The organism is Enterococcus sp. C102(2024) (assembly GCF_040888205.1).
Lineage (GTDB): Bacteria > Bacillota > Bacilli > Lactobacillales > Enterococcaceae > Enterococcus > Enterococcus faecalis.
Window position 1 is genome coordinate 1 of the sequence record NZ_JBFOHH010000002.1, and the last position, 26,985, is coordinate 26,985.

A 26,985-nucleotide genomic window follows, 5' to 3' on the forward strand; every position below is an offset into this window, starting at 1 on the left:
AAAAAAAGTTTTTTAAGTTGTTTTGCTCGGTTGTCGTTGTCTGTTGTGACAACTTCTATATCTTATCATTATCTCAGTTGTTTGTCAACAACTTTTTAAAACTTTTTTGTTATTTTATAACAAGTTTTTTTGATCAAATGATTGATTTAAAAGCAATCTCTTTAACGACTTTGTTATTCTAACATGTTATTTATCTTTTCGTCAAGAAAAATTTTTAACTTTTTAAAACTTTTTTCTTAACGAACTGTTTGTCAGAACAGATATTAATATACCAAGGATTTTTCTAAAACGCAACTATTATTTTGCAGAAAAATAACATTTTTTTCAATTTCGAACGATGAATATTTTCTGCAAAGAAAACATTCGTTTCTTTATCTTATAATCCCTTTTCTCTTACTGAAATGTTCGTTAATCATTCGTAAAAAAAGCAACGTACTTTATTGTACGTTGCTCTCTTCTTTTATTCCAGCGATTGGAATAAAAATTCTAAAGATCGTTCCTTGATGCAATACGCTTTCTGCATCAATACGTCCTTTATAGTTTTCGACTAATTGTTTTGCAATCGATAGTCCTAAGCCATTACCGCCTTTATTTCTTGCACGGGCTTTATCTACTCGGTAGAATCGATCAAATATTTTCTCCAAGTCTTCTTCAGTGATTCCTTCACCAAAATCTTGCACAGCTATTTCAAATTCATTCATCGTTCGAGAAATGGAAATATGCACTTCTTTTCGATCGGTTGAATATTTAATCGCATTATCTAATAGAATAATTAGCAATTGTTCAAAGTGATTACGATAGATTTTCAGCTCAACTTCGGTTGGTAAATCGTCATCTAATGTGATATGAAACTCAGGATAAACCAATTGGAAGTTATTGAATACTTGGTAGACTACTTGTTTAGCATCTGTTCGTTCATTTGCATATTGGGTGTCCACTTGTTCAGCGCGTGAAAGGTCAAGCATTTCTTGGACCAAACTCTTCATGCGACTAATTTCTTGTAAACTGGCCTTTAATGATTCATCTAAAATTTCAGGATCGTCTTTTCCCCAACGATTTAAAAGGTTTAAATGGCCTTCCATAATCGCAACGGGCGTTCTTAATTCATGGGAAACATCTTCAACAAACTGCTCTTGTTGTTCGATATAGCGTCTCATACGATCTAACATTTCATTAAAGATTTCCGAGATATCTGCTAACTCATCTCTCGTATTAATCTCCGGCATGTGGACATCTGATTGCGGGTCTTTGCGGATTGTATCCATCGTGTCTCTCAATACTTTTAATGGTTTTAAGAAATAAGAAGAGAGGATAAAGCCTAAGACACTACTTACAATCAGAGAAATCACTTCTAAAACTACAAGTGTTAATAATAAATGATTACGAATTTCGTAAAAAGAAGAAAGTTCATAAAACGCTTGAATATAGCCAATCTTTTCTCGTGTTTCTTTTGAAAAAATAGGTTCCACGGAATAAAAACCGGTTTTATCAAAAACGGTTCGAACAACAGGTAATTGTCGATCCAATTGTAATAACTTATCATATTCATTTTGTGTTTTAAAAACTAGCTTTTGGTTTGTGTCATACACAGATAAATAAAGTTCTGGTTGTCCTAGTTCAGATATGAAACTGTCCATTTCCATAAACGAACCTTCTACTGCTGTATGCTTATTATAGTAGTTTTCATCTCTTTCACTCGGCGTTTTTAAATAGTCAAAAACGTCTGTTACCGTTAAATTTTCATTGGCATTAGCTAATCGATTTGTTACTTCTGCAATCGTTGCTTCGACATTTTCCTTTTCTTTGGCAACAATAAGACTGACAGAAGACTTATAGGTAATCACCGCAAAAATGGTAAAAACTACAAATATAAAGAAAGAACTTGCGAAAGCCCACTTTATAGTTAAAGATGGGCCTTCCAGTTCTTTTTTAATCGTTCTTTTCATTAATTAGTTCTCACGAACGCATAACGTAGCCAGTTCCACGGACAGTTTGGATGTAGCTTTCTTCTCCAGGTACGTCAATTTTATTTCGTAAGTAGCGGATATACACATCCACAACGTTTGTTTCTACTTCTGTTTCATAGCCCCAAACTTTATTTAGTAACACATCACGTGCCAAGACAACATTCACGTTTTCCATTAGCGTTAATAGTAATTCGTATTCGCGTTTTGTTAATTCAATCATTTCAGAATTACGACGAACGACACGATTTTCTTTTTCAATTGTTAAGTCACGATATGTAATCGTTGTTTGTTTTGCAACGTTTTTATCGCCCTCAATATCAATACGACGAAGTAACGCACGTAAACGAGCTAACAATTCTTCAATTGCAAATGGTTTAACAATATAATCATCCGCTCCATGGTCTAAACCAGAAACACGGTCAATTACTGAATCACGCGCAGTCATCATAATAATTGGTGTATTTTTCACTTGGCGAACACGGCGACATACTTCTAATCCATTCAATTCTGGTAACATCAAATCAAGAAGGATAGCATCCCATTCGTTGTTAAGAGCGGCTTCCAATCCTGTACGACCATTGTAGTGTACTTCTGTCGTATACCCCTCATGTTTTAATTCAAGCTCAACGAATCTCGCTAAGTTCTTTTCATCTTCAATAATTAAAATGTTGCTCATTTGATTAATTGTCCTTTCTCTTTAAAAGCTATACTCAAGCTCAACCTTTTTATTCCTTACTACTTATTAGAGAATTACTACTCAATCTGTCTGGTTCTTTTTTAAGCCACAGTAAAACCATGAGCATGGTGAGCCACACTCATGGTCTCCAGCGTGTTTATTCTTCGTTGTACCAGCTGTAATGGTAGATTCCTTCTTTGTCTGTGCGTTCGTACGTATGAGCACCGAAGTAATCACGTTGTGCTTGAATTAAATTCGCTGGTAAGCGATCTGAACGATAAGAATCGTAATAAGCAATTGCAGATGAGAATGTTGGTACAGGAACACCTGCTTGAACAGCAATCGCAACAACTTCACGAACGGCTTGTTGATATTTTTTCGTAATTTCTACGAAGTATTCATCTAACAACAAGTTTTCAAGTGCTGGATTTTTTTCATATGCATCGGTAATTTTTTGTAAGAATTGTGCACGGATAATACAACCTGCTCGCCAGATTTTTGCAATTTCACCAAATGGTAAATCCCATCCGTATTCTTCAGAAGCTGCACGGAGTTGTGCAAAACCTTGCGCATAACTCATTAATTTACTAAAGTATAATGCTTCGCGAATTTTTTCAATCAATTCTTTTTTATCACCTGCAAAGTTAAAGGCTGCAGGTTTTGATAAAATGCCACTTGCTTTTACGCGTTCTTCTTTGTAAGCCGAAATAAAACGTGCAAATACTGATTCTGTAATTAATGGTAATGGTACGCCAAGATCTAACGCACTTTGGCTTGTCCATTTACCTGTTCCTTTGTTGCCTGCTGCATCAAGAATAACATCAACGATTGGTTGGTCGGTTCCTTCATCATCTTTACGTGTCAAAATGTCAGCCGTGATCTCGATAAGGTAACTGTCTAATTCGCCTTCGTTCCATTCTTTGAAAATCTCTGCCATTTCATCAACAGATAAACCTAAGATTTGTTTCATTAAATCGTAGGATTCAGCAATTAATTGCATGTCCCCATATTCAATCCCATTATGAACCATTTTTACATAATGTCCAGCACCATTTGGGCCAATGTAAGTCACACATGGTTCACCGTCTTCTGCTTTAGCTGAAATTTTTTCAAGAATTGGCGCAACTAACTCATACGCTTCTTTTTGTCCGCCAGGCATGATAGATGGTCCTTTCAAGGCTCCTTCTTCTCCGCCAGAAACGCCAGTACCAATAAAGTTAATTCCTGAGTTTGCTAGTTCTTCATTACGTCGCATTGTGTCTTTGAAGAACGTATTACCGCCATCAATTAAGATGTCGCCTTTATCAAGGTGTGGTAACAATTCTTGGATTGTCGCATCTGTTGCAGGTCCAGCTTTAACCATCAACATAATTCGACGAGGTTTTTCAATTGCATTCACAAATTCCTCAATTGAGTATGTTGCTTGAAAGTTTTTGTCAGGATGTTCTTCAACCACTTCTGTTGTTTTTGATCCTGTACGGTTATACAGCGCAACTGTATAGCCTCTGCTTTCAATGTTTAAAGCAAGATTTTTTCCCATGACAGCCATGCCGACTACGCCAAATTGTTGTTTTGTCATTTTATGACCTCCTATATTATAATCAACGAAAATTCTATGAGCATTCTCTTATAATCCTCACTATTATAACGCACTATCTTTCATATGAAAACAATATAGTGCCAATAAATTTCCAATTTCTTCATATTTTCTTAAAAAAATACAAATCCCCTAGGCTCCATGGTTAGCCTAGGGGATTCAACATTTCAAAAAATGTTTTTATGCTTATGCTTCTTTAGACATTACGTCTTTTCCATCGTAGTGACCACATGCTGGACATACGTGATGGCTTTTTTTCATTTCACCACAGTTTGAGCATGCATTTAAGCCTTTGATTGTTAATTTGTAGTGTGTGCGACGTTTTGCTTTTTTCGCTTTAGAAGTTCTTCTAGCTGGTACTGCCATTGTTGTTCCACCTCCTTGTAAAGATGCGTGTATTTACATACACAATATATTCCAACCTAGCTGTTATCTTCCTCTTCAGCATTATCGCTGAGTAATTCTGATAGTTTAGCCAGACGAGGATCCACTGTTTGTTCTGCTGCTTTCTGCTTACTTTCCAAATATGCTTCTTCTGAAATCACTTCCCAGTCATTGCCACTTGGCATTTCTTGACTGTTTTGTTCTTCTTCTGTAAGCACTTGAATTGGAATGGACAATAGAATGTTGTCTTCGACAGATTCATCTAAATCAATTGTTGGCTTGTCCAATAAAATAATCTCTTCAGCTGCAAATCGTTCATCTCTTGTATCCATTTGTTCTTTTGTCATAAAGACTTCATCGACCGTGATTTGCATTGGCAAAGCCACAGGTTCTAAAGAACGGGATGAAGGAACGGTTACAGTTACCTGAATAGTGTAATGAAGTAAATATTCTGATTTATTGACTGCTAATAAGCCTTCTACTTTGATTGGACTTACATCCAACAAGGTATCATCTCGTTGAAGAAGCTCTTCTTTAAGATGCAATGTTTCTGAAAACACTAGCGGCTCTTCTTTGTATTTATTTAATTCTAACAAAGACCACTTCATAATTATCACTCCTAAGCAACAAAAGCTATTATACAGGGGTATGAAAGCTTTGTCAATGAAATTTTCTTGACAGCCCTTTCTTATTTCCTGTTTTTCTTTCGTTTTTTTTATAATTGTTTTTCTGTTGAAGATAACTTAGCGCTTATTTAATTAAATAACAAAATTTTTGTGTGAAATAACATAAATAATTTAAAACTCAGACATAATTTTACTATTTGCGCCCAACTCTTTATTTACTGAATACGTGTTTTCTGAACATTTCGTACTACTGTCTTCTTTGTAAAAAAAGCTGAGACAAACTGACGAATCGGTTTGTCCCAGCTTTGCGTCCGAGTACATATTGCTTAAAATCAAATGATTGAATTAATTAGATTTAGATAGCTGTTGTTGCTCCGCGGTAAACAATACCACGACGAGGATCAACAGTAATCACTTCGTCATTATTAATTAATGATGTTGCATCTGCAGCACCTACGATAACTGGAATATTTTGTGCAATCGCTACAACAGCTGCATGAGAAGTTAAACCACCTTCTTCAACAACTAATGCTGATGCTTTTTCAATTGCAGGCATGTATTCTTTATCTGTTGTTTTTGTAACTAAAATAGCTCCTTCAGTCGCTTTAGCAACTGCTTCTTCAGCAGTTCCTGCAACAACGGCTTTTGCAATAATTGCTTCTTCGCCGACACCTTGACCTTGAACTAATTTAGAACCGATCATTTGAATTTTCATTAAGTTTGTTGTGCCTTTTTCGCCAACTGGAACACCAGCAGTGATAATGATTAAATCACCTTCTGAAGCATAACCTTCTTCTTGTGATACTTTTGAAGCTAAATTAAACATTTCATCTGTGCTTGATGGTTTGTCAGCAACTGTTGCGTAAACACCCCATGATAATGATAAGCTACGTGCTTTTTGTTCTGAGAACGTAATTGCAACGATATGTGCTTTTGGACGGTATTTAGAGATCATACGTGCTGTATGGCCTGATTCTGTTGCCGCAACGATTGTTTGGATACCCAAGTTACGTGCTGTATGGCCAACAGATTGTCCGATTGCTTCAGTCATATCTGTTTTGCTATATAATTTCAATGCGAATGAATCTTGGTTAACTAATGTTTCTTCTGTACGAACTGCAATACGAGCCATTGTTTGAACAGCTTCTAATGGGTAATCCCCTGCTGCAGTTTCGCCTGATAACATTACTGCATCTGTTCCATCGTAGATTGCGTTTGCTACGTCATTTGCTTCCGCACGTGTTGGACGTGGGTTACGTTGCATTGAATCTAACATTTGTGTTGCAGTGATAACTGGTTTACCTAAAGCATTACATTTTTTAATTAAAGCTTTTTGGACAACTGGAACATCTTCTGTTGGAATTTCAACACCCATGTCACCACGAGCAACCATTAAACCATCAGAAACTTTTAAGATTTCATCGATATTATCGATACCTTCTTGGTTTTCGATTTTAGGAATGATTTGGATGTGTGTTGCGTTTTCTTCTTCTAAAATTTTAGTGATTTCTAAAACGTCAGAAGCACGACGAACGAAGCTAGCTGCGATAAAGTCAATTCCTTGACCAATTCCGAAACGGATATCGTTAGCATCTTTTTCAGTGATCCCTGGTAAGTTTACAGAAACGCCTGGTACGTTAACGCCTTTTTTGTTTTTCAAGACGCCTTCGTTTTTAACAACTGTTACGATTTCGTTTGCATCACGGTCGATATCAGTTACTTCTAAATCGATTAAACCATCATCTAAAAGAATGTGTGAACCTACGTTTACATCATTGATTAATTCTGGATAAGTGATTGAGAATTTTTCATTTGTTCCTAAAACTTCTGTCATAGAAATACGTACTGAATCACCAATTTTCATTGTGATTGCGCCATTTTCCATGTCATTTGTGCGGATTTCAGGACCTTTTGTATCTAGTAAGATCGCTACGCGTTTCCCTGTAATTTTTACAGCTTCACGAATGTTTTTAATACGAGCACCATGCTCTTCGTAGTCACCATGTGAAAAGTTCAAACGGCAAACATTCATACCTGCATTAATTAAGTTTACTAGCATATCAACGGATTCACTAGCTGGTCCAATCGTACATACGATTTTCGTTTTTTTCATTACTAAAACGCTCCTATTCCAAATTTGTTTATACAAAGCTAATAAGATTAGCTAATATACAAGATTAAAAAGAAATTTCATGATTTAACTCATAAAGAGATAAATCTGGTTTGTGTTTATTGTTTTCTAACGTGTCAATAATATCAGCTGCAACTACTTGGTTATCTAACATACCGATACATAAACCGCCTTTGCCTTCTTTTAGAAGTTCAACAGCATATGACCCAAATTTACTTGCTAATACACGGTCACGAGCACTTGGCGAGCCCCCACGAACCACGTGTCCTAAAATTGATACACGCGTATGGAAATCACCGTATTCAGAAAGTTTATCAGCAAATTCATTTCCGCCCATTACGCCTTCTGCTAAAATGATTAAGCAATGTTTTTTCCCGCGGTCGCGGCCTTCTTGAATACGTTTGGCAACGTTTTTCATATCAAAATCATGTTCAGGAATAATGATTTCATCTGCTCCGCCTGCCACGCCTGACCACAATGCGATATCACCAGCGTTACGTCCCATTACTTCGATAACGAATGTACGAACATGAGAAGTCGCTGTATCACGAATTCGGTCAATTGATTCCAAAACAGTGTTAATTGCTGTATCAAAACCGATTGTGAAATCTGTTCCAGGAATATCATTATCAATTGTTCCAGGAATTCCAACAGCGGGGAAACCACGTTTTGTCAAAGCCATTGCGCCATGATAAGAACCGTCTCCACCAATAACAACTAAGCCTTCAATACCGAATTTTTTCAATTGTTCGATTCCTTTTAATTGCCCTTCTTCAGTAGCAAATTCAGGATAACGAGCAGAGTACAAGAATGTTCCACCACGTTGAATCTTATCGCCAACGTCAGCAACATCTAAACGACGGATGTCGCCTGCGACTAAACCGGCAAATCCATAGTTAATACCGTAAACTTCGATTCCATCAAAAATACTTTTGCGTACGACTGCACGAATTGCAGCGTTCATTCCAGGGGCATCTCCCCCGCTGGTTAAAATACCAATGCGTTTCATTCGCTATTTCACCTCATATAATATACTTTCAACTGCCAAAAGAAACCTTTTCGCAAAAATTGATATACAAAAATATTACGTCATTCATTTTACCATTAAAGAACCAAAATGTCTTGAGTTAAGAAGAAAAAAATGAAAAAAGTTGAAAACAACTAGTATTTTTTACCGTAAATCATTTGAAAATGACGTTTTTCTCGCCTAAAACGTAAGCTAATTGTTGCTGACTAGCGCTTGTATGAGCGACCCAATTTTCTTCATTTAATACTATTTTCTTTCCTGTTTTTTCAAAATAGACAATCACTGGAATGTGTCCAGCATGACGACTGAGTACCTCTTTCATTTTCTGAAAAACGTCCGTTTGTTCGACATCTTTTGTAATTCTGATAAAACACGTTTCGTCACTAATTGATGTTTCTACTTGTTGCGCTTTTTCTATTCGTTGAACCAATATTTGCAATTCTTGATTGTACGTACTGCGTTCCACTTTTCCTTCCACATAATAAACTTGCCCTTTCTCGACACTCTGTCTTAACTGGCGAAAAACAGTTGGGAACAACGTTAGTGAAATACTTCCTGTTGTATCATCCCCATCAACAAAGGCCATTTGTTCTCCCTTTTTGGTCCGAATCGTCCGAATGTTTTTGACATAAATCAATAATTTCGTGGGCTGATTTTCAACAAGTTCATGAACAAGTTGCGTTTGCTTGGCTAAGCGTGTTTTTTTGAACTCTTCTGTCGGATGTCCTGATAAATAGACCCCTAAATATTGTTCTTCTTGTTCTAGTCGCTCTTCTAGCGGATAATCGGCAATTTCTTCTTCCTTTGGCTTCAACGTTTCTAACAAATCCATACTACCACCGCTGAGAAGAATACTTTGGATATTACTCTCTAAACCTACCGCTAATTGACGGCGATTAGGCGCAATTTCGTCAAATGCACCGATGGCAATCAATGGTTCGATATTTTCAACTTTCAACCACTTACGGTCAATTCGCAAAAGAAACTCATCGAACGTTTTGTACGGTCCGTTTTCTCGGCGTTCATTTAAAATATTTTGAATGAAGTCTCGGCGGATTCCTTTTAAAGAACTAAAACCAAATAAAATTTGCTGTTGCTGATTTAGGTAAAAGCTGTAGTGACTTTGGTTAATTGACGGCTGCAAAATCGTCTGCTTGTTTTTTCTAGCTTCGCCAATATATTCTTTAATTTTTGTTGGATTATGACGAACAGAATGCAACAATGCGACATAAAAAGCACTCGGATAATGAACCTTCAAGTAAGCCATTTGAAAACCAATAAAGGAATAGGCAAATGCATGCGAGCGGTTAAAGCCATAATTAGCAAAGCGCTCAATATAATCGTACACTTGGTTAGCTGTTTCTTGGGGATAGCCTTGTTGTAACGCACCATTAACAAAATGATTTCGTTCTTCATCTAGCACATCTTTTTTCTTTTTACTAATGGCCCGACGTAAAATGTCAGCTTGTCCTAAAGAGAAGCCTGCCATTTTCGCAGCAACTTGCATAATCTGCTCTTGGTAAACAATAATTCCGTACGTATTTTCTAAAATGGGGGCGAGACTAGGCTCTGGATAACTAATTTGTTCCAAGCCTTTTTTCCGGCGGATGAAAACATCAATATTTTGCATCGGCCCAGGACGATACAAGGCATTGACAGCAGCAATATCTTCAATGCTAGTTGGTCCTAATTTTCTTAATACATTCCGAATTCCAGCAGATTCAAACTGGAAAACACCACTTGTTTCCCCTTTTCTAAATAAAGCCAGCGTTGTTTCGTCATCTAATGGAATCTGATTTAAACGAATGGTTTGATTATAGACGCGTTTAACAGCTGTGAGGGTATCATCAATGATAGATAAATTTCTTAAGCCCAAGAAATCCATTTTCAGAAGACCAATTTTTTCAACATCATTCATAGTAAATTGGGTCAATAAAATTTCATTCGATCCTGGTTGTAACGGAACCAAATTCAAAAGATTTTCATCACTAATTACCACACCTGCTGCGTGCGTAGAAACATGGCGAGGCAATCCTTCTAGCTGAACAGCTGTTTTATAGAGCAATTGATTATTTGGCGAAAAATTGACCAATTCTTGCATCCGTTTCGACTCTTGGTACGCTTCTTCTAACGTAATTTTCAGCTTGTTTGGGACAGCTGCCGACCAACGATTCGCTTCACTCTGGGACAACCCGAAAACACGTGCAACGTCCCGTAAAACCATTTTCGCAGCCATCGTACCAAACGTGGCAATTTGCGCCATGTGATAATGACCATATTTTTGACTGACATAAGCTAAAACTTCCTCCCGCCGATTATCAGGAATATCTAAATCAATATCGGGCATCGTGTAGCGTTCTGGATTCAAAAAACGTTCAAAAAGCAAATCATATTTGATTGGATCTACATCTGTAATTGATAGCACATAGGACACTAAAGAGCCTGCAGCTGAACCTCGGCCAGCGCCTGTAACAATTTGATTGTTATGACAGAAGTCCATCACATCCCAAACGATTAAAAAGTAATCATCAAAGCCCATATTGTGAATGATGGTTAACTCTTTTTCTAATCGTTTTTGGTAAACTTCATTTAGATGAGTCACTCTTTCTGGTAATTTTTCTAAACACAATGTACGTAAATAAGAACCTGCCGTTTGATTAGCTGGCACAGGAAAATGCGGTAATAATTTTTGATGTAAAGGAATGTCAACTCGGCAATTTTCAGCTAGCTGAATCGTATTCTGGACCACTTCTGCACCAGCTATTTGAAGCATTTGTTCCATCGTCGCCTCTGCTTCACGCAAGTAATTCAGACCTTCTATTTCCGGTGTTTGGCTTGTAATATTCAATTGATTATTTTCTTTGATGCTCTCAAGAACAGTTACGGCAAAGCCTTCTTCCCTTGTTAAATGACGTACCTCTTGCAAAGCCACGCCAGGTAATTGTTCTCTTTGGTAAAAAGAAAAGAGCGCTGGATTGCGTTGTTGATTCATTGAAAAAGAATGTTCAACAAATAACGACTGGGGATCAAAATATGAAGCAAGTTGTTGGAAAGCGTGAACCGCTTGTTGTTCATCTTCAAAAAATGTTTGGGCGACTTCTCCTTTAGCTGACAAAGTCACGGCAAATAAATCACTTAATAAAGATTGATGTTCCGCTAAGTAAAAGGGACCCTCTGTCGTCATTTTGCTGCTAGATAGTTGCATTAATTGCTGATACCCTTTTAAATTTTTAGCAAATAAAAGCAACTCGGAATGACCTTCTTTTTCTGCTGGGGTATATTCTAATCTTAAACCGATAATTGGTTGAATTCCCGCTTCTTGGCATGCTTCATAAAATTCAACCGCCCCATGCAAGACATTGATATCGGTAATCGCTAATGTTTGATAACCTAACGCTTTCGCTTGTTTTACATAGGAACGAATCCTAACCGTACTAGATAAAAGCGAATAGGAAGTAACGGTATGTAATTGTGGAAATGACATTGGACAGCTCCTTTTTGAATCCTTGCTATTTTTTTCCTCTTCTCTTATTTTCCTATCGCGGATTCTTTACTTTTAAAGAAAATATGCTAAACTAAGAGCTAGAAAAGAGGTGCTCATATGCGTTATCTTGTTGTATTTTTCTGGACCTTCGCATTAGGCCAAGTCGTTGGATATATCGGCGGTGCATTATCTGGTGGTTCATACGACTTTAAAATGACAACGATTCTATCGTTGGCAACAGCCGTTATTATTTTATTAATTGCACACTTTGCAGTACCGAAAGAAACCAAACCTGTTAAATAAGAAAAAACCAGTTACTAAAGTTATTGTAACTGGTTTTTTTATCTTTTCAACTGTTTAGAGCTTTTTATTTAAAACTTTTCGGAAATTAAAGAAGGACAACCCAATGTTTCCTAAAACGAAACAAGCGGTTACCAGAAAAACAGAAGAATAGCCAAAACCATGGGCAACTGTCGACCCTACCATCGGTCCTAAAACTTGACCGAAATTACTACACATCTGATTGTAACTATAAACTCTACTTACGCCCTCTGTTGGCGTTATTTTACTAATTAACGTATTAATCGATGGCATTAATGCGCCTGTTGAAAAACCTAAAAGGAATCGTAAAACACCTAACTGAAAAGGTGTTTGCACAAACGCCATGGGAATGTAACAAATAAAAGAAAGAATTAATCCGCCTAATAAAACTTTTTGGTTCCCAATGCGGTCCCCAATTTTTCCCAAAGTTGGAGAAGAAATAATTGCTGAAACACCGGCAATCGAAACAATCAAACCACTAACAAATAATACATTCTCTGTATCGCCACTTAAAGATCGAATATATAGCGTTAAGATTGGGCTGATACTTGTAATTCCTAATTGTAAAATTAACGTAGTCACAAACAAACCAATCAATACTGAAACATGATCCATCTTACTAAAAATTTCTTTCGTCGTTAATAAATCCTTTTTCTCAACTGGTTGAAAATCTTCTTTAACTAAAAAGATAGTCAACAACGTTGTAATGAATAAAATAACGCCGGTAATAATAAAGACATTTTCCATTCCAAACCACTGTGCCAACGCACCGCCAATCGATGGCGCAATTAACGTCCCAGCAATTGCACCTGTTGATAATGTCCCTAGAGCCCAGCCATTTTTCTCTTTTGGCGCCTGCGACGCAATCATCGCTGTTGCGTTAGGAATATAGCCGGATAAAATCCCGTTCATAAAACGCATAATCAACAGCCAGTATACATTAGGGACAAACGCTAACGCCCCCATTGTGATCGTCATTCCTGCTGCAGCCCGAATCATCATAATTTTCCGACCTTTTCGATCAGCTAAATTTCCCCAAATCGGTGCAACAATCGCAGCAGCAAACGCCGTGACAGAAATTGCCAATCCAGAAAACAACTCTACTTGACTCTTAGGCGTCCCTAATTGTTCAACATATACTGGAATAAACGGCATAACTAAGCTAATACTCGCCCCTGTAAAAAAGCAACCAATCCATGCGACTAACAAATTCTGCTTCCATTTTATTTTCATACTTTTATCCACCTTATCACCTCTTCACCTACCACTATACTCTAAAAGAGTGAATCTCTCAAAAGAAAATTCTTTTAAAAAAAGTCTGGCAGACCGGCCAAAACGACCAATCTGCCAGACTTCTTAACACTTGGGCTTAAGATAAATAGCTGAACAAATGCAACACCTTCGAAGCTAACCGCTGTTATCTCAGCCTCACTTCTGTTTACTATAAAATAGCTAAGATTACAAAGTTTAAGATAAACAACGCATCAATGACCCAAATAATTGGTGAAACTTCTTTGGCTTTTCCTTTGACTACTTTCACCACTGCATAAAAGATGAACCCAGCAGCAATCCCATAAGAGATGCTATAACATAATCCCATGAAAATTGAAGCAAAAAATGCTGGAATCGCATCTTCTAAATCCGTCCAATTGATGTCTTTGAAAGAAGCTAACATCATAATTCCCACTAAAATTAACGCTGGAGCCGTAGCTTGTGCTGGCACAATAGCAATAAGTGGTGAAAAAAGACTACTTAGGGCAAATAGAATTGCTACCACTACCGATGTCAAACCTGTTCGACCACCCGCACCGATTCCTGCTGCACTTTCTACATAAGTTGTCGTATTCGATGTACCAAAAATCGCACCGATAGATGTTGCAATAGCATCTGCAAATAGAGCTTTGTCCATTTTAGTGCTGAAGCCCTTACTATCTTCTAAAGCTAATTCATCTTCTTTAGAGAAAATCCCTGTTCGACGTCCCGTACCGATAAATGTTCCAATTGTATCAAACGTATCTGATAAACTGAAGGCAATAATGGTCATTAAAACTTGAGGAATTTTTGAAGAATCGCTAAACAATGACTGTAAGCCCTCAGCACCAAAAGCAGCGCCAAAAGTTGTACCTAATTCTTTAAATGAATTGCCCAACGAATTAGCATGCCAATCAACCGAAGCAGTGTCTACCACCCCCATTGGAATTGCGACTAACGTAGTAACCACAATGCCAATTAAAATAGCCCCACGAACATTCGTGACAACTAAAATCGTTGTTAAAACTAGCCCAATTACCGCCAAAATAATAGCTGGATTATCAAAATTTCCTAAAGCGGGCACGATACTCGAACCATTCACAACACCATTTTGAGGTTCTGCTTGTACTGTGAAACTTAGTAAGCCAGCATTTTTCAACCCTACATAAGCGACAAAAATTCCAATCCCACCACCAATAGCATGTTGCAAACTCTCTGGAATTGCTTTAATAATCATTTTGCGAATTTTTGTCACTGTAATCAAAATATTAATCAAACCACAAATAAAAACCATTGCTAATGCTTGTTGCCATGTATACCCCATCCCAAAAACGACCGTAAACGTGAAGAAAGCATTGAGTCCCATCCCCGGTGCTTGAGCGTAAGGTACATTAGCAAACAGCCCCATAATTAATGTACCAATGATTGAAGCAATAATGGTCGCTAAAAAAACAGCCTGAAAAGGCATCCCTGTTTCTGAAAGAATGGACGGATTAACAAATAAAATATAACTCATTGCAAAAAAGGTCGTAACCCCCGCCATTATTTCAGTTGATACCGTTGTCTTGTTTTCCTTTAATTTGAAAAACGTATTCATAATTGCACTTCTCTCCCTTAAAATCCATGTTTTCGAATAATTACTCTTTGATTATAAGAGAATCGCTATCTTTTTACAACAAAATATTAACTATTATATATACTTTTCTATATAATGTTCGTATTTTGCAGATATAAAAAAAGAAAAAGCTTTACATTGCTTCTTCTTTTCCTAATAATTGGATTAGCCCAAACAACAGCATCTGTAGAAACATCATTAATAAAATAAACATTAATTTTTGAAGGGACCAGTCAAAAAAGATAATTTTCACTGTTTCAATTGGACTCATAAAAAGATAGACACTGTGTAATCGATCAAAACGTCCAACATAAATCGCCAAAGCAGACAAGAAATGAAGGCTGGCTTGAAAGACTACAATTGTTCTATAGTCACAATAACTTTGCAATTTCTGACTAACAGTTGTTACTGTTTTCATCCCTAAAAGTCCATATATAACAATCCCGCTAGTTAAGCAAACAAACGCCCACCAATCACCAATTTGGTTTGCAAAAATCGTATTAAAGCCTCGATAAATAGATAGCGTTTCTAAATGAAAAAAATCCGTAAATAGGTACGGCGCATTAGGATAAAAAATTAACCAAGCAAAACCTATCAACCAATCCCTTTTACGTTTTTCTGCGTTTAAAAGATAACTAAGTTCAATTGGAATATAGGCTAACAACACGTTCAACGCCATAAAATGAAAATGCGTAGCAAATAACCACATATAGATACAATAGATTAAGGTGATCACTCGTAAATAATTTCTAGAATTTTTCAAGATGCTCTGCGCTCCTTTTTCAAACGGTTTATTTTAGTGTAGCATACTTCTTAAGCTTTTTTTTAAACCTTATAAATGAACATGCTTCTCCCCTTGATAATCTTCGGTTTTATGCTAGACTGAGTAAAAGGCATTTAGGAGGAATTTTTACTTGAAAAAATTAATTGCTATTGATTTAGACGGCACAACATTAAATGCACAGTCTTTAATCAGTCCAAAAACCGAACAAACACTAAAAAAAGCGATTGACAACGGTCATTACGTCAGTATTGCCACTGGACGTCCCTATAGAATGAGTCATCAATTTTACCAACAACTTGGCCTAACGACCCCTATGGTTAACTTTAACGGCGCTTTAGTCCACATTCCAGAGAAAAAATGGGACTTGGAAAGCGAAGCCAATATTGAACGTGACCTAGTCTTTGATATTTTGGCACAGAAAAAAGAATTACAATTAGATTTTGTTGCTGCTGAAAACAAAGAAACATTTTATATCGATACGTTAGATGGGTTCGATCCGAAATTTTTTGCTTCCAAAGCAACCTTAGATAATTTACTTACTGCTAAAAATTTACGAACAAATCCTACCTCAATGATGGTTCGGACCACACCAAACCAAGCTGAAAAAGTTGCTGATACATTGACAAAACAATATGGTGATTATATTGATGTCCGCACTTGGGGCGGTCCAATGCCTATTTTAGAAATGGTCGCAAAAGGAATTCAAAAAGCCCATGGCGTTGATCAAGTGGCGAACTTTTTATCTGTCAAACCAGCTGATATCATTGCTTTTGGCGATGAACATAATGACGAAGAAATGCTAAGTTATGCTGGTTGGGGTGTTGCTATGAACAATGCCACGGATAAAATTAAATCCGTAGCCAACGATGTCACTGAAAAAACAAATGATCAAGATGGTTTAGCAGATTACTTAGAAAATTATTTAGATCTATAAAAGGCTAAGATAAAAGTATTTCTTTAAAAAGAACTTGCTTTGGTTTAGCTGATAATCTTAAGATTACGAAAGTAGGGCATAAGTCGAAACGACTTATGCCCTACTTTCGTTTTTTTTATTCCTTCAATGAATTTTGAAACGTGCTGATTTTTTCAGCCAATCTTTGATAAGTAGTAAAAGACGGATGCTGTAGCTCTTGTTCTTCGTTAACGGATAAAGTTTGTTGTGTCGTAATGGCCTTTGTTAGTGCATCTACAAAATGAATAAAAGAATTGTTGGTTTGTTTATTGTATCCTGGTGAATAATATTTCGATTGACGATAAAAAGGCCGCAGAGCTGTTTCTGTGATTTTTTCCTGTTCATCTGAAAAGTATTCATCATAGCTGACATGTTTTATTTTCTGCTCTTCTGTTATCACTTGAAGTCGACCGATTAGGCCATTGCCTAAATCTTCTGCGTAACCGATATACGTTTCTTTCGCTGGCTCTTTTAGCCAAGTGTCCATCTCTGCTGCTAAAGGCATTAATCCTTCACGCGCAGAAGTTGATGAACCGCGTACCGTATAAAAATTACCTGTGACACGATTTTCGTCACGCATTTGTTTTTCTACATAAGTAATACCATTAACAACGGTGACTAACGTATCGTCTGTACGCGTGTTGCTTGCTTGAAATTCAGGATAATCTGACAGGCGTTTGTTGACACCCGAATAGCGTGTATCATAATAAGGGTCACTAGCAAACTCTGTAAACTCAACATTCAGAATCCGTTGCGTTTCAGGTTCTGTAATAATCTCTACAATGCCGTAATTTCCGCCAGTAAATACACCTTCATTTTTATAATAGTTACCCGTCATTAATCCCAAAGGCGGTTGATTGGACCAAAACATTTTTTCCTTTTTTTCTTCTGGTGTATATTTTGCTGGTGGGGTTGTCCCAAATGTCGTTTGTGTGGCCCCTGTAACCACTTCGTACGTGTATTCATGAGAATCAAAAGTCAATTGATTAGCAATCAGTTCGTCATTTTTAGTTGGCGCTTGTTTTTCCACCGCAGAAGTCGTTTGATTGGTGACGGTAACTTGCTTCACTTGCTTTGTCTCTTGCGGACCACTTGTTGTTTGTTTCGTTGGCTCTTGATCTGGCGCACAACCAACCAAAATAAATAATCCGATAAAAACCAACATTCCTTTAATATGTTTCATTCACTTCTCTCCTTTTTATAAACGCTTAATTTCCTCTTATCTCCAGTGTAGCAAACATTTATAAACCAAAACTGACGGAAAAATGAATAAATAATAAACAAAAACGCTAAGCCTCCTGCAGCTTGAGAGACTTAGCGTTTTTTTATTTAATTGCTTGGCGCTTTTGGCGCAACCACTCTTCTTTAATGTGTTCAGATAGGCGAATCATTCGTTTACCAACTTCACTATATTGGTTAGTAGCTAAATTGGCTAAAGAAATTCGAACTGACCATTTGTCACTCCCAAAAGCATCCGCTTTTAAAAGCATTAATTTTTCTTTTTCTGCTAAAGAGGTTAATACTTTTGTGATCGTCCACGATTTCGTTAAATAACTTGAAAATTCTGGGCCATAACGTTTTTCTGTCCAATCTCTAAAGTTAATTTCACAATAGTATGCTGTATTTAAACTTGCTAAAGGCTCTTCAATACCTAAGGTGCGGAACAAGAGCTTTTCACGCGTATGACAAATATCCATCACTTCGTCTTTATATGCTTGACCGTCTTTTAACAAAGCATACAAACTAAATAAAGCCATCATCGCTTGCTGAATAGAAGAAAGTCCCGCTGCATGGTTCAACGCAATATCGCGGCTGTCTGCGACTAAGCGGCTGATAAAGTTAATTTGGCTTGTGTCTGCATTCAATGTAGCATAACGTGCCTGTAATTCCATTTTTTGAGCCACTGGCAATTCTTTTAATAATTGGTCAAAGATGTTCTCTTGGCTGACCGCAATGGTCCCCACACGCCAACCGGTAGCGCCAAAGTATTTAGAATAAGAATAGATACAAGCTGTATTGTAAGGTAACTCCGTAAATAGTGAACGGAAAGCTGGCACAAAAGTTCCGTAAACGTCATCTGTTAAAATCATTAACTTAGGGTTATCCACTGCAACGATTTGTTTGATTTGTTCAATGGTAGGTTTTCCCATAGCATTGGCGGTTGGATTGCTGGGATTTACGACAAAAACCGCTTTGATGGACGGGTCTTTTAGTTTATCAATTTCCTTGTTTGAGTATTGATACGTCGTTTTTCCATCAATAATCATTTGCTCTGCTTTGATTTTAACCACGTCAAAATCATAACGTGGTAGTTCTGGAATTTCTAGATAAGGAGCAAACGTTGGTAATAACAACGCAATACGATCACCTTTTTCTAGTAAATAATTATTTGCCAACGTATCAAACAAGTAACAAATCCCTGCTGTACCACCTTCAACGGCAAAAATATCAAACGGTTGTGCTTCGCTGGAAAATAATTCTTGATTTAAATATGCTTTAATCGGTTGTTCACACGCCTTCAAACAACGAACAGGATTCGGATAATTATCCCCAATCACATAGTCTAACATGGCATCTAACCACATTTCCTTATCCATCCCAAAATAGTTATGCTCTGCTGTCCAAATTTCTTGTAAGAAGGTTGCCCCTTTGCTAGGATTTTCTGCTAAAAAGTTTAAGAAGCGTTGCGTTCTACCAAAACTTGGCTGAATCATACCAGCCGTTTGTTCGCTCCCCTCTCTTAAGGTTTCTTTTGTAGCAAATTGACCTAATAAAAAAAAGGCTTCCCTTGGTGTTGGCGCCGTCCAATTAGGATTGCCTCGCCCTGCATTTAGCAATGTTTCTAAATTATGATTTTCTTCATGTAATTTCTTCTCTAAAAATAGACTTAATTCAAACGGACTAAGGTTTTCTGTCAATTCATCACTTGTTATCATTTTATCCTCCTGAAGCACACGCAGTCATTTAGTATTTAGTAATTTAGTATGTAGTCTATACTACTCTTCTACCTCCAGATGTCAACCATTTAAGCGGAATATTCTGACAATTAATAAAAAAGAAACAATCCTTTATAAAAAATAAAGGATTGCTTCTTTTTCGCTGATTAACCAAAGAACCGTTGCATCTCAATTTTTGCTGATTGAACAGAATCAGAAGCATGGATTAAATTTTTGGTGACAGACAACCCATAATCCGCTCGTAAGGTGCCACTTTCAGCATCTAACGGATTCGTTGCTCCAACTAATTTACGCACTTTTTTAACCACATTGTCCCCTACAACGACCATCACAACCACTGGGCCACTTGTCATATAGGCTAATAATTCAGGGAAAAATAGTTCATCTTTTAAATGCTCATAGTGTTCCTTCACTGTTTCTACTGTTAGTCGTTCGAATTTAAGGTGCAATAAGTCAATACCTTTATCTTCAAAACGTTGAATGATTTTGCCAACTAACTTCCGTTCAACGCCATCTGGCTTAATAATTACTAAACTTGTTTCCTTCATTTTTTCCATCCCTTTCAAAACTTCCTTTTGCCCTTTCCCAAGGGGTAGCTACAGAATAAAATGAAAGCGGATACTTTGTCAATGATAAATTTTCTTTTCCTTTTGATTAAATAAAAAATTAAAGATTATTCACAAGGTTTGTGAATTGTTCTTTCAGTTCTGTATTGCTTGTTTCTTTTAAAAACAAATAAGGTTGCTCCTCTACTGGCTGTTCTTTACTCACATAGACTTTGGCTTCACCATTCACTAAAGTAAATAAATAGACATGCTTCTGGGCAACTTGTGTCGCACTGTCAGAGTATACTGCCACCAGACAATAACCCCCTTCGCTGCCTGTTTCTGACCAATTTAACCAAATGGGATTGTTCCCAATAGCTGGTTGTATTTTAGGTTCATAACTCAATAAATCATCAGGCACTTGAATCGTGTAAAAAGCTACAGAGTGACCTGGTTGGTACGCTTGATAGTTCTGATTGCGTTCTTGACCCCAGGTTTCCATGTATTGTCCTAACTGTTTTGCTTTTTGCTGATTCCAAATCGTTCCTTCTTCTGTAACTAATTCAGTTAATTCTTGTGTTTGCGTTGTTTGCTCTAATTCCAACGCCGTGGTTTGACTAACTTCGGTTGCTGAAATTGCTCTTGTTTCTTCAGTATTTACATTGTTTGTTTGTACGGTTTGTACTTTTTGTGATTCCTCTTTCGATTTTTGCCAACCACAGCCAGATAAAGCGCTTCCAACAACCGCTATCATAATAATCCCGTTTAGTTTCATTCCTTAAACTCCTGTTTTTATTTTTATTCTATCGAAATAAACCTAAAATCTCAATCCCTTTCTTTGGATAGTTGAAAACCATTTGGGAACTAGTAATTCTCCACAATTATAGTCCTCTAGTAATTGTTGGTATTGCTGTTCCATAGTCCTGATTTCTTTTTCACCAAAGCTCAGTGCCCAAACTAAAGAATAGAGTCCTGCGTGAAAAGTATAAAGCTTTTGAAACTGCCAAAATAAGGTAGGAACTTTCCCAGCAAAATAACCTTGTAATTGACCATAAGCAAACAACGGCGAAACATTTCTTGAAAAAAATTGTAACTTGTAAAATTCTTCATAAGGATCCCCAAAATCCCATCGATTAAAATCAATCACACCGACCTGCCTAGTTGGCAAGTAAATAAAATTTCCCACATGGAAATCTCCATGCTGATAAACCACAGGCCGTTGTTGCAATAACGGTAATTGTTTTTCTAAATATGAAATTATTGGCTGCTGGTACGGCATACAAAATTGAGATTCCTTAATACTTATTTAGTTGGCTCTGCTTTTTTTCGTATAAATTTTGCGCAATCTCTCTTTGACTAATCCTTTCAGGCAACAAAAGCTTATGGATTTTGTTTAAATAGCGGCCCGCCTCTACGCCTAAGTTCAGTTGCCTTTTAGGAGAAAGAGCGGGTAAAACATCGCTTAAGTCTTCACCTTCTAGATACGTTAATAACATGTATCCTTGTTCACTTTCAGGAATAGGTGCACATAAAAAAGGTTTAGAACTAGGAAATCCTAACGCCGCTACTTTTTTGATAAATTGATATTCTTGTTGTTTGGCGAATAATTCTTCTTGTTGAAAAATTCGCAATAAAAAGGTTTCTTGATTTTTGGTAACTTTAAACTTTAAATCAGTTGACCAACCACGGTGAATAGCTTCAACTTTTTGCCATTGCTGAAACGCTGGAATCTTCTCAAACGCTCTCATTACTTTCGCCTCCATTTTCCTATTGGTTTTAGTATACCAAAGAAAAAAGGCTGGAGACAATTGGGGATAAATTGTCTCTAGCCTTCACTGGTTATCGTTTTCTAGTTTTCCTTATATAAATCGTTCCACTTGTTACTAAGAAAGCTCCTCCTAAAACAATCCAGAAAGTACTAGGTACTTCTGCACCTGCTTTTGGTAATACTTTTTGGGGAAGCTGTTCTTGTTTCCCAATCATATTTTTATCAGAAAAAGCATGCGTACTTCCCGTTGATTTGGTTCCCTGATTTGCTGATGAATTCAGCGAATTATCTAAGGATGACTCACTAGTAGTTTTTCCAGCTTTGTCTGGGTTTTGGTTTTTTCCTTCGATTGGTTCTTCACTTGTTTTTGTTTCTTTGTCTTTATCTGGTTTGCCACTTGCATCTGTTTCTTTGTCTTTTTCTGGTTCGCCGCTTGTATTTGGCTCTTTGTCTTTGTCTGGCTCGCCGCTTGCATCTGGCTCTTTGTCTTTGTCTGCTTCGCCACTTGCATCTGGTTCTTTGTCTTTTTCTGGTTCGCCGCTTGCATTTGGTTCTTTGTCTTTTTCTGGCTCGCCGCTTGCATTTGGTTCTTTGTCTTTTTCTGGTTCGCCGCTTGCATTTGGCTCTTTGTCTTTTTCTGGCTCGCCACTTGCATTGGGTTCTTTGTCTTTTTCTGGTTCGCCGCTTGCATCTGGGTCTTTGTCTTTTTCTGGCTCACCACTTGCATCTGGCTCTTTGTCTTTTTCTGGTTCTTCTACATGTGGTTGATTTATCTTGTGGTTATTTTCAAATAAAGCACCTAATTGTAGCAATGTTCGGTCTTCATTTAATGCACTATTAAATTGAATCCCCAAAGGCAGTCCTTCTTTTGAAACGTAAGTTGGTACACTTAATGCTGGATGTCCAAATAAATTTGCTTGTTGTGTAAACGGTGTATATGTGAACGCCGTCAGCCATTGGTCATAAATCAATTGTTTTTGTTCTGCTGGTGACAATTGATCAATTTTTTCCATCTGTGCTGCATGTTCTGGTTTTAGTAACGGATTATCAATACTAGGTGCCGTGGCAGCTGTCGTTGGTGTTAATAAGATAGGATACTGTTGATAAAATTCGTCCATCGCTTGTGCTTGTAAAGCAATATCTGTCCAAGCCGCAGTTGTCTCTTCACTCGTTATATTTTTTCCTGTTTGAAAAAGCGCCCATGTTAACAGTTCTACATCATTTCGTTCAAGCGGTCTTTTCAATTTCTGCCGCACCATAAAATCGGCAATTCCTGCTGAGCCAGCAGCTACAGTATAATAATTTTTCATTAGACGTTCCCCATCAACAGGGTGCTTCACTTCAACCAATGTGTACCCTTGGTCTTTTAAAAAAGCAACAGCTTCAGCGACCGCCTCTTTTGCTTCGGCACTTACAGGCGTTCCGGCAGGAGATTCTGTTGTATAAGCAATGGGTTGCGCTTGACTTAAATGTCCCGCAGGAAGATCTTTTTTGGTTAATAAGGTTTCAAATAATGCATTTGTATCCGCCACGGTTCGACTTAAACCAAAGTGAACAGTTTGACCTTTTGCACTATTAGAATTGCCAATGATTACTCCTCTAGAAGGTTTCAAACCTACGGTGCCTGTCCAAGAAGCAGGGATGCGGATAGAGCCACCAGCATCACTTCCAGAGGCAATAGGAACAAATTCCGCGGCGACACTAGCACCCGCTCCGCCTGAAGAACCGCCTGAATAATGGTTAGGATTCCATGGATTGACGGAAACGCCATATAACTTTGAATCTGAAATATTCTTCCAACCTAATTCTGGATAATTCGTTTGACCAATGATTATGAATCCGGCATTTTGTAGTGCTTTGACAAAGGTCGATGTCCCACCAGCTACTTGATCTTGGAGAAAACCAAAACCGTTCGTGTTGCTTTCACCTTTCAAGGATTGTCCTAACCCTTTTAGTAAGAGCGGCACACCTAGAAATGGTTGACCTGTATCTTGTAAAGCTTTTGCTTCTGTCAAAGCCGCTTCTTCTCGTAAAGTAATGACCGCATTTAATGTAGGATTTTCACGTTTAGTGATGGCCAACGCAATTTTTACTAGTTCTTCGCTCGTCACCTTTTTTTCTCTTACTAAAGTTGCTAACTCCAGTGCAGTTGCTTGTTTATAATCTGTTTCTGAAAAAGCATTCTCTGCAGAAACAGCTTTTTCATCTGTATCACTATTTTGTATCTCATTTGTGGTTTCAGTAGTTGCTGCAACCACATTTCCGCTACTGCTTTCGGCGATTGCCGAAGAGGATTCTTTTTCCTGCATCACCGTTTGGCTAGTAGTTTCAGATTCCAAGTTAGCTACAGTCTGACTGGTTTCTGTTGTTACTGATTCCGTTTCTGTTTGAACGGTTGTTTCTAGTATACTTTCTTGTGCCAACATTGGTACCCCTACCAGTGTTTGGCTAATTAATAAAATAATCCCTAACTTTTTGAACAAAATCGACTTCTTCATAAGTCACATCCTTTATCTATTAATACAGATAAAAAATCTGTATTACTTATAGCATAAATGAAAGCGATTAAAAAGTAAAGTTCTCTTGAACATTCCAATGTTCAACTTTTAGGCTAGGTTCTTTTTATATGCTAAAATAGAATAGAAACGGAGGTTTTTTAATGGAATGGATTGAAATTAAGCACGCAACACAAAATAATTTGAAGAATATCTCTGTCAATATCCCTAAAAAGCAACTAACTGTTGTTACTGGACTTTCGGGTTCAGGAAAGTCCTCCTTAGTATTTGACACATTAGCCGCTGAATCACGTCGTGAACTAAATGATACATTTAGTTCGTTTGTTCAAAATTACTTACCCAAATATGGTCGTCCAGAAGTTGAAAAAATCGAGAATCTTCCTGTCGCAATCGTCATTGACCAGAAAAAAGTAGCAGGCAATTCTCGTTCGACAGTGGGAACGTATACAGATATTTATACGTTTTTACGTTTGTTGTTTTCACGAGCAGGTTCTCCATTTGTTGGTTATTCAGATACTTTTTCGTTTAATCATCCGGATGGAAAATGTCCAACATGCGATGGCTTAGGAAAGATTACCGAAATCAATCTTCATCAGCTAGTTGATTATGACAAATCATTAAACGAAGGGCCTATCGATTTCCCCACATTTACAGTTGGCAACTGGCGGTGGAAGCGTTATGCCCATAGTGGTCTATTTGATTTGGATAAAAAAATCAAGGACTATTCTCCTGAAGAGTTAGCATTATTTTTATATGCTCCACAACAAAAACTAGCTAATCCACCCAAAGAGTGGCCTCATACAGCTTTGTATGAAGGAATCGTCCCGCGCATGCAACGTAGCATATTGCATACAGACGAAGGCAAACGTCATCAAAAATACCTTAATCACTTTGTTACCGTAAAAAGATGTCCTGATTGTTTAGGAAGTAGAGTCAATGAACGTGTTCGTAGCTGCAAAATTAATCAGAAAAGTATTGCTGATGCTGTTGACATGCCACTCACTGAATTACATTCTTTTATTCGTTCGATGGACCTTTCCTTAATAAAAAATATTCAAGAAGAGCTACTTGTACGTCTAGAAGCATTAATTAATATCGGTCTCTCCTACCTCACATTAGGACGAGCAACTGAAACACTTTCTGGTGGTGAAGCACAGCGGATTAAAATTGCTAAGTATGTAAACAGCGCCTTAAACGATATTATGTATATTTTAGATGAACCAAGTGCTGGCTTACATCCAAAGGACATCGAACGGATCAGTCGTGCGTTGCTCAATTTAAAAAATAAAGGAAACACCGTGGTTCTGGTGGAACACAATCCACAATTAATTAGAGAAGCTGATTTTATCATCGATATAGGACCTTTCGCAGGCGAAAATGGTGGCCATGTCCAGTTTTCAGGAACGTATGACGCATTTTTAGCCTCCAAAACCTTGACTAGTCAAGCGCTTCAAGAGCCGCTCCCTTTAAACGACCAACCAAGAAAAGCAAGGAAGTCTTTATCAATCGAACATGCGACACTGCATAATTTAAACAATCTATCTGTCGAAGTTCCGTTAGGAGTTTTGACTGTTATTTGTGGGGTCGCCGGTTCAGGTAAATCATCATTAGCGGAAGAAATTTATCAAAAAGCCCAAGCTGATAACCAAGAAATTATTCATCTTTCACAAAAAAGCATTACCGCAAATTTACGATCCACACCAATGACCTATCTCAATATTTTTGACAAGGTCCGCAAACTGTTTGCGGAAGAAAATCATGTTAGTCCAGCTTTATTTAGCTATAATTCCAAAGGCGCCTGTCCTACTTGCAAGGGGAAAGGAATAATTGTCTCCGATATGTCTTTTATGGAGGATGTTACTAGTGTTTGCGAAACCTGTCACGGAACGCGTTACAAAGAAGAGGTGCTTCATTATCTGTATAACGGAAAAAATATCGTTGAAGTACTAGCTTTAAGCGTTAAAGATGGCTATGATTTTTTCAAAGACCAGCCTTTTGCTCTTTCATTAAAAAATTTACTGGAAGTTGGCTTAAGCTACCTTAAACTCAATCAATCGCTCTCAACATTATCTGGTGGCGAATTGCAAAGGGTAAAATTAGCAGACACACTTCACCAAAAAAAAGCTATCTATTTAATGGATGAACCTACAGATGGCTTACACTTAATTGATATCCAACAAAGTCTTCAACTTTTCAATCGAATGGTAGAAGAAGGAAACAGCTTGATTTTATTAGAACATCACATTGACGTGATTAAAAGTGCTGACTGGTTGATTGAACTAGGTCCCGAAGGTGGAGAAAAAGGCGGACAGCTTCTTTTTACAGGAACGCCAGCAAATATGCTAAATTCCACTCATTCTATTACTAAAGGCTATCTATAAAAT

The 26,985-nt window shown here is 37.4% G+C and carries 19 protein-coding genes and 1 pseudogene; 3 read left to right on the plus strand and 17 right to left on the minus strand.

Translation table 11 applies throughout. The features are described from left to right. Nucleotides 1–437: 437 nt before the first annotated feature. From AB3I34_RS04630 to dnaE, 8 genes are all read right to left on the minus strand, one after another. Nucleotides 438–1,946, minus strand: coding sequence for a HAMP domain-containing histidine kinase (locus AB3I34_RS04630; RefSeq protein WP_002363430.1), 1,509 nt, complete (start codon nt 1,944–1,946; stop codon nt 438–440). Nucleotides 1,947–1,956: 10 nt separating this feature from the next. After that, nucleotides 1,957–2,643 carry a response regulator transcription factor gene (locus tag AB3I34_RS04635; RefSeq protein WP_002355954.1) on the minus strand — a complete coding sequence of 229 codons (687 nt, stop codon included), beginning with the start codon at nt 2,641–2,643 and terminating at the stop codon, nt 1,957–1,959. 157 nt (nt 2,644–2,800) lie between these two features. Further along, nucleotides 2,801–4,222 carry an NADP-dependent phosphogluconate dehydrogenase gene (gndA, locus tag AB3I34_RS04640; RefSeq protein ID WP_002355953.1) on the minus strand — a complete coding sequence of 474 codons (1,422 nt, stop codon included), beginning with the start codon at nt 4,220–4,222 and terminating at the stop codon, nt 2,801–2,803. A gap of 204 nt (nt 4,223–4,426) precedes the next feature. Next, nucleotides 4,427–4,606: a 50S ribosomal protein L32 gene (rpmF, locus tag AB3I34_RS04645; protein ID WP_002355952.1), complete on the minus strand. Its 180-nt coding sequence runs from the start codon at nt 4,604–4,606 to the stop codon at nt 4,427–4,429. A gap of 56 nt (nt 4,607–4,662) precedes the next feature. Continuing rightward, nucleotides 4,663–5,232, minus strand: a complete 570-nt coding sequence (locus AB3I34_RS04650; protein WP_002363429.1) for a DUF177 domain-containing protein — start codon at nt 5,230–5,232, stop codon at nt 4,663–4,665. Nucleotides 5,233–5,605: 373 nt separating this feature from the next. Next, nucleotides 5,606–7,363, minus strand: a complete 1,758-nt coding sequence (gene pyk, locus AB3I34_RS04655; RefSeq protein WP_002355949.1) for a pyruvate kinase — start codon at nt 7,361–7,363, stop codon at nt 5,606–5,608. A gap of 64 nt (nt 7,364–7,427) precedes the next feature. Then, a complete protein-coding gene (gene pfkA / locus AB3I34_RS04660; protein WP_002355947.1) occupies nt 7,428–8,390 on the minus strand; it encodes a 6-phosphofructokinase in 963 nt (320 codons plus the stop codon). 172 nt (nt 8,391–8,562) lie between these two features. Then, a complete protein-coding gene (gene dnaE, locus AB3I34_RS04665) occupies nt 8,563–11,892 on the minus strand; it encodes a DNA polymerase III subunit alpha (protein WP_010712266.1) in 3,330 nt (1,109 codons plus the stop codon). A 117-nt stretch (nt 11,893–12,009) separates the two neighbouring features. On the opposite strand from dnaE, the gene AB3I34_RS04670 reads away from it, so the two are divergent. Then, nucleotides 12,010–12,195 (plus strand): YjzD family protein, encoded by a 186-nt coding sequence (locus AB3I34_RS04670; protein WP_002355945.1) that lies wholly within the window; start codon nt 12,010–12,012, stop codon nt 12,193–12,195. A 54-nt stretch (nt 12,196–12,249) separates the two neighbouring features. Here the strand turns inward: AB3I34_RS04670 and AB3I34_RS04675 are convergent, their stop codons facing one another. The 3 genes from AB3I34_RS04675 to AB3I34_RS04685 form a co-directional block, all read right to left on the minus strand. Beyond that, nucleotides 12,250–13,446, minus strand: coding sequence for a multidrug efflux MFS transporter (locus AB3I34_RS04675; RefSeq protein ID WP_002381323.1), 1,197 nt, complete (start codon nt 13,444–13,446; stop codon nt 12,250–12,252). 208 nt (nt 13,447–13,654) lie between these two features. Continuing rightward, entirely contained in the window at nt 13,655–15,061 is a 1,407-nt protein-coding gene (locus tag AB3I34_RS04680; RefSeq protein ID WP_002355943.1) for an NCS2 family permease, read from the minus strand. Nucleotides 15,062–15,212: 151 nt separating this feature from the next. Beyond that, nucleotides 15,213–15,788: a DUF1361 domain-containing protein gene (locus tag AB3I34_RS04685; protein WP_002386206.1), complete on the minus strand. Its 576-nt coding sequence runs from the start codon at nt 15,786–15,788 to the stop codon at nt 15,213–15,215. 205 nt (nt 15,789–15,993) lie between these two features. On the opposite strand from AB3I34_RS04685, the gene AB3I34_RS04690 reads away from it, so the two are divergent. Further along, nucleotides 15,994–16,797, plus strand: coding sequence for a Cof-type HAD-IIB family hydrolase (locus tag AB3I34_RS04690; protein WP_002355941.1), 804 nt, complete (start codon nt 15,994–15,996; stop codon nt 16,795–16,797). A 115-nt stretch (nt 16,798–16,912) separates the two neighbouring features. On the opposite strand, the gene AB3I34_RS04695 is transcribed toward AB3I34_RS04690, so the two are convergent. The 6 genes and pseudogenes from AB3I34_RS04695 to AB3I34_RS04720 form a co-directional block, all read right to left on the minus strand. Further along, complete coding sequence (locus tag AB3I34_RS04695) at nt 16,913–17,998, minus strand: hypothetical protein (protein ID WP_010712265.1); 1,086 nt, start codon at nt 17,996–17,998, stop codon at nt 16,913–16,915. Between the two features lie 142 nt (nt 17,999–18,140). Further along, a complete protein-coding gene (gene aspD / locus AB3I34_RS04700; protein ID WP_010712264.1) occupies nt 18,141–19,751 on the minus strand; it encodes an aspartate 4-decarboxylase in 1,611 nt (536 codons plus the stop codon). 167 nt (nt 19,752–19,918) lie between these two features. After that, nucleotides 19,919–20,329: a nucleoside-diphosphate kinase gene (gene ndk, locus AB3I34_RS04705; protein ID WP_002381321.1), complete on the minus strand. Its 411-nt coding sequence runs from the start codon at nt 20,327–20,329 to the stop codon at nt 19,919–19,921. Nucleotides 20,330–20,438: 109 nt separating this feature from the next. Beyond that, nucleotides 20,439–21,092, minus strand: a complete 654-nt coding sequence (locus AB3I34_RS04710) for a DUF4767 domain-containing protein (protein ID WP_010712263.1) — start codon at nt 21,090–21,092, stop codon at nt 20,439–20,441. Nucleotides 21,093–21,134: 42 nt separating this feature from the next. Then, nucleotides 21,135–22,080, minus strand: a pseudogene (locus AB3I34_RS04715) (aminoglycoside phosphotransferase family protein). Between the two features lie 76 nt (nt 22,081–22,156). After that, nucleotides 22,157–24,583: an amidase family protein gene (locus AB3I34_RS04720; protein WP_262231411.1), complete on the minus strand. Its 2,427-nt coding sequence runs from the start codon at nt 24,581–24,583 to the stop codon at nt 22,157–22,159. Between the two features lie 161 nt (nt 24,584–24,744). Between AB3I34_RS04720 and AB3I34_RS04725 the strand changes: the two genes are divergently transcribed. After that, complete coding sequence (locus AB3I34_RS04725; RefSeq protein ID WP_010712259.1) at nt 24,745–26,982, plus strand: excinuclease ABC subunit UvrA; 2,238 nt, start codon at nt 24,745–24,747, stop codon at nt 26,980–26,982. Nucleotides 26,983–26,985: the final 3 nt, after the last annotated feature.

Bases quoted from the DNA above. Each gene is read 5' to 3' on its own strand.
- AB3I34_RS04720 (WP_262231411.1), bottom strand. From the start codon at position 24,583: ATGAAGAAGTCGATTTTGTTCAAAAAGTTAGGGATTATTTTATTAATT.
- dnaE (WP_010712266.1), bottom strand. From the start codon at position 11,892: ATGTCATTTCCACAATTACATACCGTTACTTCCTATTCGCTTTTATCT.
- AB3I34_RS04650 (WP_002363429.1), bottom strand. From the start codon at position 5,232: ATGAAGTGGTCTTTGTTAGAATTAAATAAATACAAAGAAGAGCCGCTA.
- aspD (WP_010712264.1), bottom strand. From the start codon at position 19,751: ATGATAACAAGTGATGAATTGACAGAAAACCTTAGTCCGTTTGAATTA.
- AB3I34_RS04675 (WP_002381323.1), bottom strand. From the start codon at position 13,446: ATGAAAATAAAATGGAAGCAGAATTTGTTAGTCGCATGGATTGGTTGC.
- AB3I34_RS04695 (WP_010712265.1), bottom strand. From the start codon at position 17,998: ATGAAACATATTAAAGGAATGTTGGTTTTTATCGGATTATTTATTTTG.
- ndk (WP_002381321.1), bottom strand. From the start codon at position 20,329: ATGGAAAAAATGAAGGAAACAAGTTTAGTAATTATTAAGCCAGATGGC.
- AB3I34_RS04710 (WP_010712263.1), bottom strand. From the start codon at position 21,092: ATGAAACTAAACGGGATTATTATGATAGCGGTTGTTGGAAGCGCTTTA.
- AB3I34_RS04685 (WP_002386206.1), bottom strand. From the start codon at position 15,788: ATGTGGTTATTTGCTACGCATTTTCATTTTATGGCGTTGAACGTGTTG.
- gndA (WP_002355953.1), bottom strand. From the start codon at position 4,222: ATGACAAAACAACAATTTGGCGTAGTCGGCATGGCTGTCATGGGAAAA.
- AB3I34_RS04630 (WP_002363430.1), bottom strand. From the start codon at position 1,946: ATGAAAAGAACGATTAAAAAAGAACTGGAAGGCCCATCTTTAACTATA.
- AB3I34_RS04670 (WP_002355945.1), top strand. From the start codon at position 12,010: ATGCGTTATCTTGTTGTATTTTTCTGGACCTTCGCATTAGGCCAAGTC.
- AB3I34_RS04725 (WP_010712259.1), top strand. From the start codon at position 24,745: ATGGAATGGATTGAAATTAAGCACGCAACACAAAATAATTTGAAGAAT.
- pfkA (WP_002355947.1), bottom strand. From the start codon at position 8,390: ATGAAACGCATTGGTATTTTAACCAGCGGGGGAGATGCCCCTGGAATG.
- AB3I34_RS04680 (WP_002355943.1), bottom strand. From the start codon at position 15,061: ATGAATACGTTTTTCAAATTAAAGGAAAACAAGACAACGGTATCAACT.
- pyk (WP_002355949.1), bottom strand. From the start codon at position 7,363: ATGAAAAAAACGAAAATCGTATGTACGATTGGACCAGCTAGTGAATCC.
- rpmF (WP_002355952.1), bottom strand. From the start codon at position 4,606: ATGGCAGTACCAGCTAGAAGAACTTCTAAAGCGAAAAAAGCAAAACGT.
- AB3I34_RS04635 (WP_002355954.1), bottom strand. From the start codon at position 2,643: ATGAGCAACATTTTAATTATTGAAGATGAAAAGAACTTAGCGAGATTC.